We start from the raw sequence: 12,100 nt of genomic DNA on the forward strand, positions 1-12,100 counted from the left end.
TTGACCGGGTAATCGGGTGCGGTCGGCGAGAATGGTTGGGTGAGTTTGGGTTTGACGCCGAAACAGGCGGATTTGTGGCGGTCGACGGTGGATTTCTGCGAGGGCCGGGTGGCGCCGGACTCGATTTACAGCGTGCTGCACCGGGAGTGCTTCAACTTGTTCGGCGATGAAATGTTCGCCGACTTGTTCACCGATGTCGGCCGGCGCAGCGTGCCGCCGATGATTGTGGCGGTGGTGATGGTGTTGCAGCGCATCGAGGGGCTTTCGGATCGGGAGGCGGTGGATCGGTTCGCGTTCGACGCGCGGTGGAAGTATGCCGCGGGCGGGCTGGACTTCGATTATCCGGGGTTTGTGCACACCGTGTTGGTGGACATGCGCGCGAGGCTGGCCCGCTCGGATCGCCCGGACCGGATCTTTGAGGTCACCCTGCAAGCGGCCAAGGCGGCCGGGCTGGTGGGCCGTAAGCGGGTGCTGGACTCGACCCCGCTGTATGACGCGGTGGCCACCATGGACACGGTCACATTGATCCGCTCGGCGATCCGGGGACTGCTGGCGGTCGCCGGCGCGGAGCTGCAACCCGCGCTGCGGGCGCGGCTGTCCCGCGACGACGACTACGTCAGCGCCGGCAAACCGGTGTGTGACTACGACGACGTGGCGGCGCGCGAGGCGCTGGTGGACGCGCTGGCCCGCGACGCGTCTGCGCTGCTGGCCTGCCTGGATGAGCAGGCGCTGAAGCCCGAGGTGGACAAGGCGGCCAAACTGTTGGCCACCGTGGTCGGCCAGGACCTCGACCAAGACGCCGCCGACGGGATATTCCGCATCGCGCGCCGTGTGGCCGCCGATCGGGTGATCTCCACGGTGGACCCGCAGGCACGCCACGGCCACAAGACCTCCGCGCGGGGTTTCGACGGATACAAGGGTCACATCGCGATCGACCCCGACGCCGAGATCATCACCGCCACCGAAGTCACCGCCGGCAACGCCGGCGACGCCCAACCCGCCACCGACCTGCTGGCCGGCGACCTACCCACTCCGGTGACCAGCGACACCAACACCGCCGACGGAGATTGCGTTGATCCTCAGGACGACTCGAGCCTCGGTGCAAGTGCTGGCACGACGACCGCGGCCAGCGCGGTCGGTGATGGTGATGGCGACGGGAGCGCCCCCAGCGTGTGCGGAGCCCAAGACCAGCGATGCCCGGCGGTTTACGGCGACGCCGCCTACGGTGCGGGCAAACTGCTGGCCGTGTTGGAAACCGCGGGCGCGGAAATCTTCACCAAGGTGCAGCCACCGACCGCGCCGGGTGGCCGCTACGCCAAGGACCGCTTCGTCATCGACCTCGACGTCGGCACGGTCACCTGCCCGGGCGCGGTGACCGTGCCGATCCGCCCGGCCAAGGGCGGCGGCGGCAACGCGGTGTTCGGCCCGGCTTGCGCCTGCTGCCCACTGGCCGAGCAGTGCACCAGCTCAACCGCCGGGCGCACCATCGCGATCAGCCGCTACGAGGCCGAACTCACCCGTGCTCGCACCACCCAAGCAGATCCGGGCTGGGTCGCCGACTACAAGGCCACCCGGCCGAAAGTGGAACGCAAGATCGGCCACCTGATGCGCCGCCGCCACGGCGGCCGCCGTGCGCGCGTGCGCGGCACCACCAAGGTCGCCGCCGATTTCTCCCTGCTGGCCGCCGCGATCAACCTCGCACGCCTGGGTGTGCTCGGATTACACCGGGAAGGCGCAAACTGGGCCGCCGCCACGACCTGAGGCCGGTCGGCGATGCCAACCGGCCCACCAGGACCGCCTGTAGACCAGCCAAGCAACGGAATCGCCAATCCCGACAACCGAATTCACCTGAGCTAGGAACCGCTCACGACCACACGAGCATCGCCCAATAGCCCGACCGGTCAACCAGCGCCCCCACAATGGCCGTTCGACACCAGCCACCTAGATGGCGCGCTGGCTGGTCACCGGGTGTTCCACAGGTTTTGGCCGCGAGATCGCGCGCGCCGCGCTCGCCGAGGGTCACAGCGTAGTGGTGACCGCGCGCCGGGCCGAGTCGGTGGCCGGTCTCGCCGGCGAGTTCGGCGACCGGGCACTGGCCCTCGCCCTCGACGTGACCGACCCGGCCCAGATCGCGGCGGCAGTCGCCGCGGCCGACGAGGCGTTCGGCGGCATCGACGTCCTGGTCAACAACGCCGGTCACGGCTACCTGGCCGCGGTCGAGGAAGGCGAGGACGTCGAGGTCCGAAAGTTGTTCGACGTCAATTACTTCGGCGCCGTCGACATGATCAAGGCGGTGTTGCCGGCCATGCGAGCCCGCGGCTCGGGCCACATCGTCAACATCTCGTCGATGACCGGCCTGGTGGCCAACCCGCCCAACGCGTACTACTCGTCGACGAAGTTCGCGCTGGAGGCGCTGACCGAGGCGCTGGCCACCGAGGTGCGGCCGTTGGGCATCAAGGTGACCGCCATCGAGCCGGGCGCCTTCCGCACCGATTGGGCGACGCGGTCGATGAAGGAGTCGGGCACCCCGATCGCCGACTACGCCGACGTGGCGGCGCGCAAAGACCTGATCAAACAGTTCGCCGAACATCTGCCCGGCGACCCGCGCAAGGTGGCCGAGGCGGTGCTGATGGTGACCGGGCTCGAGGAGCCGCCGCTGCGGCTGTTGCTGGGCCGCGACGTCCTCAAGGCGATGCGCGACAAGATCGCCGCGACGACGGCGTCGATCGACGAGTGGGAGTCGGTCACGAAGGATGTGAACTTCCCGGGCTCGTGACCCGGCGCCTCCATGGTGGCGCGCGCGCAGCGGTGTGCGCGACCACGCCGCGTCCGGCCGCGGCCGGGCGGGCGGCGAGCGACTTCCGGCGGCCATTGTGGCCGGCGGTGCGCGCCGAGATTCGCTGGGCGTTCACCCCGCCGCGCACCTGGTTGACGGGCGTCGCGGCAAACCTCGTCCTCGCCGCGGGATGGTTGGTCATTCAGCCGCTCACGCTGCCTCCCGGCCGCCATTACGACTGGGTGGTCATGGTGATCACCTACTTCTCCTCGTTCATCCTCGCCGACGTCACCACCACCAACCTGCTCGGCGCCGACCACCACCGCGTCCTGCAGGGGCTGGCCGACGGGGTCCCGTTCTGGCGGATGCTGTTGATCAAGAACCTCGCCCTGCTCGCGATCGTCGGTCTGCCCACGTTGGCGGCGGCGGCGGCGTTGACGCTGTGGCTGGAAGCGCCTGCCCGCCTTGCGATCATCGTCCCCACCGTCGCGGTGCCGATCGTGTCCTGGCTGGGCGTCGGCAGCCTGATCTCGGTGCTGCACCCGGTCAGCGTCCAGTCCCTGTTCCGGCGGTGGCGGAGGCGGCACGACGGTTGGCGCACCGCCGGATGGTTGTTCGCCCTGGCGCTGCCGTATGGCCTGTACTACGTCGCAGACCCGATGGGCGGGGTCGAGCATCGCGTCCTGTGGAGCGATGTGCCCAAGCTCATCTGGCCGATATTCGGGCGCGACACCAAGAGTTTCGTGCATCTGGGCACCGCGGTCGGGGTCTGGCTGGCCGGCGCCGGGGCGGCGGTGCTCTGGGTTGGCAAGCGGGGGTTGCGGTTCCGATGAGGAATCGGATATCTATGGTTTCTCGCCACGCTCGCGAGTTCGGGGTTCGTCGAACAGCGGTTGAATGTCGGGCGTCGGGGGTTTGATTCGCGCTGTGGCGGGCGCTTGACCGGTCGGACAGGTCGAGGCGTTCGCCTCGGAGAGGCAAGCCAGACGAATCGACTCGGCGTTGAACAGGTAGCGCATAAGGGTACGACTCAACTGGACTCAGGCGTAACGGATCTGCACTAAGCCCCGACACCCGCGCAGGCCACCCTGCGACAGTTGGCCGAATGGGTGCGCGACCTACAGCATCAGACGTCCGCGGACATCCGCGCGGTTCTCGACCAGCTCGCCCAACGGGCGGCCCGCACCGTGCCCACGGCCCAGGACGGGCGAAGGACCCGCGCTGTCGGCCGTGCGGGAACATCCCTGTGTGCGAGTCGACGACCTGGCCGCCGAGGACCGCCCGCCGGGTGGTGCACAGTCAGGCGCCGCGGCGATAGCCCGAAAGGGCGCCACGCGGGGTGTCCCGGCCAGTGGTCGATGTCACGCGAGCCGGCGCGCGGTGTTGCTAACCTGGCCGGATGGACGCCCCCGGCACAAGCCCGACAAAGGCGACACTCGCCGCCACGAGTTGGGCACTGCTCGGAATGATGTCCTACGAAGAGGAAGTCTCGGGATACGACCTCAAGAAGTGGATCGACTGGAGCGTCGACCTCTACTATTGGAGCCCGTCATACAGCCAGATCTACACGGAGCTCAAGAAGCTCGAGGGCCTGGGTCTGGTCACCTCGCGGGTCGACCGCGACGAGGGCACCCGCAGCCGCCGGCTCTACAAGATCACGCCGGCCGGGATGGCTGCCGTGACCGACTGGACCAACAACGCCCCGGTGGACCCGCCGGTGCTCAAGCACAGTGTCCTGCTGCGGGTGACCTTCGGTCATCTCAGCAACCCGGCCCGGCTCAAGGAACTGCTGCAGGAGCACGTCGCGTACGCCGAGGCTCGACATCGCAAAGCGGTCGAGGACGCCGAAGGGGCCGAGGCGGAGCCCGCGTGGGCGTATTCAGTCATCGCTCTGCGTTGGGCCGCTAAGTACTACGCCGCCGAACGCGAATTCGCGCTGGAATTGATGAAGGACATCGACGAGGCGGACTCCATCATCGCAAACGCCGCCAAAGGCGGCACCGGAAAGCCACGTCCCGCACCGGGCTATTGGCGAGAAGTTGAGAAGCAGGTCGAAGCCAAGCGGGAAGCCGACTAGCCCGAACGGTGGTGACCCGCTTCGCCTGGCTCCGCCGCGCTCGCGATCACCACTAGTTGGCCTCAGCCGCGTCGCGGGCCGCGATGTAGCCGTACACCAGTCCCTGCGCGATCGTTGCACCCGCCCCCGGGTACGTCGTTCCAAACGCGTTGGCGGCGGTGTTGCCGATCGCGTATAGGCCTGCAATGGCACCGCCATCTTCGCGCAAGACCCGCGCCCGCTCGTCGGCTTTGAGCCCGCCGCAAGTTCCCAAGTCGCTGAGCACCATTTTCACCGCGTAGAACGGGCCTTTGACCAACGGACGCAGGTTCGGGTTCGGCGTCACAGTCGGATCGCCGTAGTACCGGTCATAGGCGCTGCGTCCCCGACCGAAGTCAAGATCCACACCAGCAGCAGCGTTTTCGTTGAAGCGGGTCATCGTGGCGGTGAAATCGACGACGGGAACGTTGATTTGGGGGGCCAGCCCGGCGAGGCTGTCAGCGCGCACTGCGATACCCGCGTCGTACCACGGTTGTGGGATTCTCATGCGCGGGAACAGCTCGGCGCCAAAGACATAGCTGTTGCGGTACTGCTGGTCGAAGACAATCCACATGGTTTCGACCGGCGTTCCCGCGCGTTCCAGTTCGAGCAGTCGCTGGCCGAAAGACATGTAGTCAGTTGATTCATTGGCGAAGCGGTGGCCGTCCTGGTCGACTATGAGGCAGCCTGGGAGCGATCGTTCGGCGAGCATCACCACCGGCGCTTTTCCGGGTAGCGGCGCAACAGCGGGGAACCACCACGCCTGATCCATCAAATCGATGTCGGCGCCGAGTTCTTGAGCCGCTCGGATCCCGTCACCGGTGTTGCTCTCGGCGCCCAGGCTCAGGTTGGCGCCCAGTGATTCGGACTGAAATTTCCACCGCATGTCCATGCTGTGGTCGAACCCACCTGTGGCCAGCACCACGCCGCGCCGGGCAGTGATCGTGAGTTCACGGCCGGCGTGGTCCACGATCGCGCCGTTGACACGGTCGGAATCGCCGGTGAGGCGCAGCAGCGTGGTATCGGTCCACACCGGGATTCCCGCTCGCAGCACGCCCGCGAACAGGCCGGCCGTCAGACCCTGGCCGCCTGCCGCGTAGTGGCGGCCCACCAGCAGCCCGCCCACGCCCTGGGCTAATCGTTTGATTATCGTCGGGATTCCCTTTCGTGGCACCCGGGCCATCAAATTCATCCAGCGATAGTCGGCGCCCGTCGTCGGAACCGGGATGCCGGCCTCCATGACCCCGGGCCGCAGCCGGGCGCGGTGTTCACCCAGGATCGAGGTATTCAACGGCCGGCATTCGCAGGTACGTCCGGCCGCGCTGCCGCCGGGAGCCTCGGGGTGGTAGTCGGAGTACTCACGTGCCCAGAAAAGCCGCAGTGGAGTGGTGCGGGCCAGCATGTCGACGGTCGCGGGCAGGTGCGTCAGGAACCCGGCGGAACGTTGCGCGGGTGCCGAGCCGGCAACCACCGAATCCAGGTACAGGGCAGCCCGCTCGCTCGTGTCGTTTGCCCCAGCTTCCTGCAGCACCGGGCCGGCGGGCAGCCACAGCGCACCACCGGACCGGGCGGTCGAGCCGCCCACACACGACGATTTTTCGATGATCAACACCGACAGGCCGAGCTCATGAGCCGCCAGTGCAGCCGCCATGCCCGTGCCCGAGCCGACAACCAGTAGGTCAACGCAGGTGTCGGTCACCGATAGGCCAGCGGGAATCGTCGAGCTGTGCGCGGTCACGAATGAAACGGTAGGCCCGGGCGCTGCTGCAAAGGAAGAGCCTTCCTGATGAGTGGAACAACAGGCCACCCAAATCGGCGTTATGGGGGTTGAATAGGCGTTATGACGTCGCAGTCTGAATCCGACCAAATCCGAGTCATCGAAGCGGATGCCGCGCCGGCGCGGTTCGCCCGCGGCTGGCATTGTCTGGGTCTGCTCCGGGAATTCGGCGACGGCAAGCCGCATACCGTGAACGCCTTCGGACAAAAGCTCGTCGTCTTCCGCGGCGCCGACGGGAGGGTCAATGTGCTCGACGGTTACTGCCGCCACATGGGCGGCGACCTGTCCGAGGGCGAGGTCAAGGGCAATGAGATCGCATGCCCGTTCCACGACTGGCGCTGGGGCGGTGACGGACGCTGCAAGCAGGTGCCGTACAGCAGGCGCACCCCCAGGCTTGCCCGCACCCGGTCTTGGACCACCCTGCAACAGGACGGCATGTTGTTCGTGTGGAACGACCCCGAAGGCAATCCGCCCCCACCGGAGGTGACGATCCCTCGGATCGAGGGTGCCATGAGCGACGAATGGACCGACTGGCACTGGTACACGACCGTGGTCCACACCAACTGCCGCGAAATCATCGACAACGTCGTGGACATGGCGCACTTCTTCTATATTCACGGATCGCTGCCCACGTACTTCAAGAACATCTTCGAAGGACACGTGGCGACGCAGTACATGAACAGTGCGGGCCGCCCGGACCTCGGCGGCACCGAGGGTGCGCAGATGCTCGGTACCACCTCCGTGGCCTCGTACTGGGGTCCGTCCTTCATGATCGACGACCTGACCTATCACTACGCGGAGGCCGATCACCACACCGTACTCATCAACTGCCACTATCCAATCGATGCGAATTCCTTTGTGCTGCAATATGGCATCATCGTCAAGAAGTCGGCCACGCTGCCCGATGACCTCGCCATGCAGACGGCCGTCGGCCTCGGCGACTTCGTCAAGCTGGGATTCGAACAGGATGTGCAGATCTGGCGGAACAAGGCACGCATCGACAATCCGCTGCTGGTCGAGGAGGACGGGCCGGTCTACCAGCTGCGGCGCTGGTACCAGCAGTTCTACGTCGACGTCGGTGACGTGCAACCGGACATGGTGGACCGCTTCGAGTTCGAACTCGATACCACGCGACCCTACGAGACGTGGATGAAAGAGGTCGAGGCGAATATGGCGGCACAGGCGGCCACCACCGGCTCGGTGTGATGAAGCCGGCTGGGGCCGGCAGGGCCGACAATCGCCTCGACGACATGCCCATGGTTTCCGTCGCATGTCGCACCTGCGGGGCACGGGTCCTGGTCCGCAAAAGCAGCTGGAATCAGACCAGCGTGCAGTGGGATGCCGACGCGACGAAGCGGTGCGCCGAGCGCCGCGAAGCCGATCGCTTCGCCGGCAACCGCCAGGAGCTGTTCCTGGCATGTTCGGGCTTGCGCCATTCGATCGAGGACGCCGTAGCGGCGGGAGAGCTCACGATCGTCCAGGCCGAATAGTGGCCGAATAGAGCTTCTGATGCACATTGCGGTGACGGGCGGAACGGGTTACCTCGGCGCTCATATCGTCAGCGCGCTGCTCGCCGCTGGGCACAGCGTGAAGCTACTTGTGGAGCCGCACTGGTCTAACGATGTGCTGATGGGCCGGTTCGCTTCCGCGGGGCCGGTATCGGTACTGCGCGCCGATCTTCGGGCGCCGGGGGTTATCGATGCGTTGCTGGAGGGTTGTGACGCTGTGCTGTACGGCGCGGGCGTGGTGGGCACCGACAACCGGCGTGAGCGATTGATGTGGGATATCAACGCCGACGCCGCCGAGCGGGTGATGCGTCGCGGTGTGGCGCTGGGGCTCGACCCGATTGTCCTGGTGTCGAGCTACAGTGCGCTGTTCCCGCCACCGGGGCGGATAATCGGACCGGATTCGCCTACGGCCCAAGGTCGGTCGGCCTACGCGCGGACGAAGTCCTATGCCGACAGAGTTGCGCGCGAGCTGCAGCGTCGAGGTGCGCCAGTGGTGGTGACCTATCCGTCCAGTGTGGTCGGGCCGGCGCTGCACACACCACCTGGTATCACCGAGCAAGGTTGGGGGACCATGGTCCGGTTTCGGGTCGCACCGAGACTGCGCAGTGCCGGCATGCAGATGATCGACGTTCGCGATGTCGCCGACGTCCACGAGCGCCTGATGCGGCCGGGGCGCGGGCCGCGGCGTTATCTGTGCGGTGGGCAGATGCTGACGTTCGATGCGATGATCTCGGCGATCGAACAAGGGTCGGCACGGCGCATACGTCGGGTACCGATGAGCGCGGGTATGTTTCGACTCGTCGGCCGATTGTCTGATCTTGCCGCCGCGGTGGTGCCACTGGGCAGCGGGTTCAGTTTCGAAGCCGCGCAACTTATCACCGCGGCGATACCGACCGACGACTCCGAAACACTGCGCGATTTGCACGTTGCGTGGCGGTCGGCCACTCAAGCCATCATTGCGACATTCGACCGGGGCTCGAACGCCGAAGCGCCGCGAGCGACGCGGCGCGGGTAGCCGTGGTAACCAAGGCAGGAGGGGGCATCGCTGTGCAAACGTGCACAGGGCAGTTGAAGCTCCGGAACGGCATGTTGCACGTCAGGCGTGCGCGCCGCCGTCGATCCGGATTTCGGTGCCGGTGATGAACGAGCCGTCGTCGGATGCCACCATGGCGACCACCGCGGCCACCGCACTCGGGTCACCCAGGATTTCGTTCTCGCTGCCGTGCAGCAGCGGTGTCTGCTTGGCCCACAGCCCCAAGTCGTAACCCTCGGGCATCTTGTCCAGCGTGCTCAGCGCCAGCGCGGTGGCCACGCCACCGGGTTGGATGTTGACCGCGCGCAACCCCCGCTTCGAATACTCCAGCGCAAGGGAGTGCGTGAACGACAACACCCCGCCCTTGCTGGCCGCGTAGGCCGCCATGTAGGGGTGAGCGAATGACGCCGCGGTGGACGTGAAGTTGACCACGACGCCGCGGCCGGAAGTCAGCAGCGCCGGAAGCGCCTGACGAGTCATCAGGAAGGTGCCCGTCAGGTTCACCGCAAGGGTGGCGTTCCAGTCGGCCAGCGGGTGCTCATGCGTGTTGGCGCACCGCTGAATTGCGGCCGCGTTGACCAACCCCTCGAGCCCGCCGAGTTCGGCGACGGCCGCATCCACCGCGGCGCTCACGGCGTCCTCGTCGGAGATGTCGAGGACGGCGGTGGTCAGGCGCTTCCCGGTGCCGGCGTCCTCAGCCGCCGCCGCCGTGCCCGCCAACCCGTCCGCCGAGATGTCGTAGGCGACGACGGTGCCGCCCTCGTCGAGCAACCGGGCGACGGTGGCCTGTCCGATCCCCGAGCCGGCTCCGGTGACGATGACCCGCCTGTCGGCGAAACGATCCATCAGCGAACTCCTTTCGGTCATGCCAGCTGGAAGGCGCTGAGCGGGGCTGTTTCGGGGTAAGCCGTCGGCCCGCCGATGTCGTAGGCGGCGTTCAGGGCGCCGATGAACGCCGGGTCGTGCAGCGGTTCGCCAGGGATATCGAGCTTGATGCCCTTGCCCGCGAGGTCGTCGACCATCATGTCGATGGCCTTGTCCACCGTGAGGTCATCGGAGCCTTCCATGTTCTTCTTCAGCTCCTCGTAGTCGGAGAACACCTCGGCCGACCAGTGCACCAGGAAGCGCAGCTCATCGGTGTGGTGGCGGGCGATCACCTCCCCACCGTTCTGCAGCAGCCAGTGGTCGCGGTCACCCGGGTCGCCGGTGAACATGGTGTCGAACGCCAGGCCAGCCGGAACCTGTTGGTCCAGTGGGCCGTTGGCCTCACCACGGTGCACCATCATCTCGTTCTGCACCACGACACCGCGGTTGTAGATCGGCGGCAGCACACGGCGTGGCGCCTTCAACGGTCCCTCGGGCCAATAGGTGAATCCGCTTCCGTCATCGAGCGAGAACCAGGTGATCACCTGCGCCATCTTGATCAGGTAGTCACGGAACAATCCGGATTTGCCCATTACGCTGGTCAGCCACGTGGGCGCGTTCTCGTGCCGCACGCCGCGGAAGCTCGGCGAATCCAGATGGCCCGGGTCGCGGTTGGCGCACGGCCCGTTGATGTTGAACAGCATCAACTGCGGCTTGGCGTATTCAGCGTTCCAGTAGCTCTTGGCCATCTCGAGGAACCGCTCGTTGTAGAAGCAGTCGTGCAGCTGCGGGTAGAGCACCGCGCCGTAGTTGGCCAGGTAGCCGCGAAAGGTCGGCGTCAAGAACAGGTCCAGCGAAGGGGTGAAACCCTCCGGGAAGACGCCGCTCATCGTGGCCATCAGCTCGTCGGGCGACGCAAAATGCTGGGCGATGATCAGCTTCCACGGACCCTCGGAATGCACGACGTCGAGCAGGCGCTCGCGTTGGTCGTCGGTGTACACATTGTCGATCTCGCGGGGCGGTGCGGCGGGCCGCAATACGTCGGAAAGCTCCATCCGCCGCTCGTCGGTGAGCATCAGCAGTCTCCTTTGCAATCCTGAATCGCTTGATTGTGGGCAGCGTCAACGCAATGCGGTCGACGGCTGTCCGGTGATCGGGACGTCAAAGCGCACCGGATGCCGAAATTTGGCGCACAGCAGCGCGCCGACCTCGGCGATAGCCAGCCGGCCCCGCGCCGTTGCGTCGGAGCGCATCAAAAAGCCGTGGTAGGCGCCCGGATAGCGGGTGGTGGTGGTCTGCACGTCGGCGTCGGCCAACCGGGCGGCGTAGCGCTCGCCCCAATCGCGGATCGGGTCGCAACCGCCGGTCACCACGATCGCCGGCGGCAGGCCGGTCAGGTCGGAGGCATACGCGGGGACCAGGTAGGGGTCGGTGGGCGGGCCGGCGTCGCCGTCGACGAGGGCGTGCATGTAGTCGATGTCGTCGCGGGCCAGCATCGGCGCATCGGCCAGTGCGGTGACCGACGGGGCGGACATGTCGCGGTCCAGCCCCGGATACAGCAGCACCTGCGCGCAGATCGGGGGTCCGCCGCGGTCGCGGGCGGCGAGCGCGACGGCGGCCGCGAGCGACCCGCCGGCGCTGTCGCCGAGGACGGCCAGCCGTGCGGCATCGACACCGAGTTGCGGCGCGTTCCGCGAAACCCACTCCGTGGCCGCGTAGGCGTCGTCGAACTGCGCGGGCGGCGGGGACTCCGGGGCGAGCCGGTACTCGACGGCCACGACGGCGGCCTCCGACGCCGCCGCCAGCTCGCGCGCCAGGGGTTCGAAGGAGTGGTTGGAGCCCATCACGAGTCCACCGCCATGCAGATAAACCGACACGGGGCCGCCGGTTTCGGCGGTGGGACGGTAGATCCGGGCCGGGATGTCGCCCGCGGGACCGGGAATGACGGCCTCGTCGATGGCGGCCATGTCGGGCATCGCGTCGGGCAGGGGGGCGGATTCCAGCCCGGCGCGCACCGCGGCCAGTCCGCGCTGCCGCATAGGCGCGA

11 protein-coding genes are annotated in these 12,100 nt (G+C 67.1%); 7 read left to right on the forward strand and 4 right to left on the reverse strand.

Annotation, left to right across the window (positions count from 1 at the left end; all coding sequences use genetic code 11):
* Positions 1-39: 39 nt before the first annotated feature.
* The 4 genes from ACJ512_RS13795 (at position 40) to ACJ512_RS13810 (ending at position 4,853) form a co-directional block, all read left to right on the forward strand.
* Positions 40-1,761: a transposase gene (locus tag ACJ512_RS13795; protein WP_407689781.1), complete on the forward strand. Its 1,722-nt coding sequence runs from the start codon at positions 40-42 to the stop codon at positions 1,759-1,761.
* Positions 1,762-1,945: 184 nt separating this feature from the next.
* The gene (locus ACJ512_RS13800) at positions 1,946-2,776 is read left to right on the forward strand and encodes an oxidoreductase (RefSeq protein WP_407688036.1); all 831 of its coding nucleotides are present in this window, start codon (positions 1,946-1,948) and stop codon (positions 2,774-2,776) included.
* Complete coding sequence (locus tag ACJ512_RS13805; RefSeq protein WP_407688011.1) at positions 2,773-3,609, forward strand: hypothetical protein; 837 nt, start codon at positions 2,773-2,775, stop codon at positions 3,607-3,609. The genes ACJ512_RS13800 and ACJ512_RS13805 overlap by 4 nt, the downstream gene beginning before the upstream one ends.
* Positions 3,610-4,175: 566 nt before the next feature.
* Complete coding sequence (locus ACJ512_RS13810) at positions 4,176-4,853, forward strand: helix-turn-helix transcriptional regulator (RefSeq protein WP_407688012.1); 678 nt, start codon at positions 4,176-4,178, stop codon at positions 4,851-4,853.
* Positions 4,854-4,905: 52 nt separating this feature from the next.
* Here ACJ512_RS13810 and ACJ512_RS13815 read toward each other — a convergent pair whose 3' ends face one another.
* Complete coding sequence (locus ACJ512_RS13815; protein WP_407688013.1) at positions 4,906-6,609, reverse strand: 3-ketosteroid-delta-1-dehydrogenase; 1,704 nt, start codon at positions 6,607-6,609, stop codon at positions 4,906-4,908.
* Positions 6,610-6,711: 102 nt separating this feature from the next.
* On the opposite strand from ACJ512_RS13815, the gene ACJ512_RS13820 reads away from it, so the two are divergent.
* Genes ACJ512_RS13820 through ACJ512_RS13830 form a run of 3 tightly spaced genes read left to right on the forward strand, consistent with a single transcriptional unit; the run spans position 6,712 to position 9,171 of the window.
* On the forward strand, positions 6,712-7,854 hold the full coding sequence (locus ACJ512_RS13820; RefSeq protein ID WP_407688014.1) for a Rieske 2Fe-2S domain-containing protein: 1,143 nt from the start codon (positions 6,712-6,714) through the stop codon (positions 7,852-7,854).
* A gap of 44 nt (positions 7,855-7,898) precedes the next feature.
* Positions 7,899-8,138 (forward strand): ferredoxin, encoded by a 240-nt coding sequence (locus ACJ512_RS13825; RefSeq protein ID WP_407688015.1) that lies wholly within the window; start codon positions 7,899-7,901, stop codon positions 8,136-8,138.
* Between the two features lie 19 nt (positions 8,139-8,157).
* The gene (locus ACJ512_RS13830) at positions 8,158-9,171 is read left to right on the forward strand and encodes an NAD-dependent epimerase/dehydratase family protein (RefSeq protein ID WP_407688016.1); all 1,014 of its coding nucleotides are present in this window, start codon (positions 8,158-8,160) and stop codon (positions 9,169-9,171) included.
* Between the two features lie 81 nt (positions 9,172-9,252).
* On the opposite strand, the gene ACJ512_RS13835 is transcribed toward ACJ512_RS13830, so the two are convergent.
* The 3 genes from ACJ512_RS13835 to ACJ512_RS13845 are packed head-to-tail and all read right to left on the reverse strand — an operon-like array spanning position 9,253 to position 12,092.
* Positions 9,253-10,035, reverse strand: a complete 783-nt coding sequence (locus ACJ512_RS13835; RefSeq protein WP_407688017.1) for an SDR family NAD(P)-dependent oxidoreductase — start codon at positions 10,033-10,035, stop codon at positions 9,253-9,255.
* A 17-nt stretch (positions 10,036-10,052) separates the two neighbouring features.
* Entirely contained in the window at positions 10,053-11,129 is a 1,077-nt protein-coding gene (locus ACJ512_RS13840; protein ID WP_407688018.1) for a hypothetical protein, read from the reverse strand.
* Positions 11,130-11,174: 45 nt separating this feature from the next.
* The gene (locus tag ACJ512_RS13845) at positions 11,175-12,092 is read right to left on the reverse strand and encodes an alpha/beta hydrolase (RefSeq protein ID WP_407688037.1); all 918 of its coding nucleotides are present in this window, start codon (positions 12,090-12,092) and stop codon (positions 11,175-11,177) included.
* Positions 12,093-12,100 lie beyond the last annotated feature (8 nt).

This window comes from Mycobacterium cajalii (assembly GCF_045809005.2).
In the GTDB taxonomy this organism is placed as follows: Bacteria; Actinomycetota; Actinomycetes; order Mycobacteriales; family Mycobacteriaceae; genus Mycobacterium.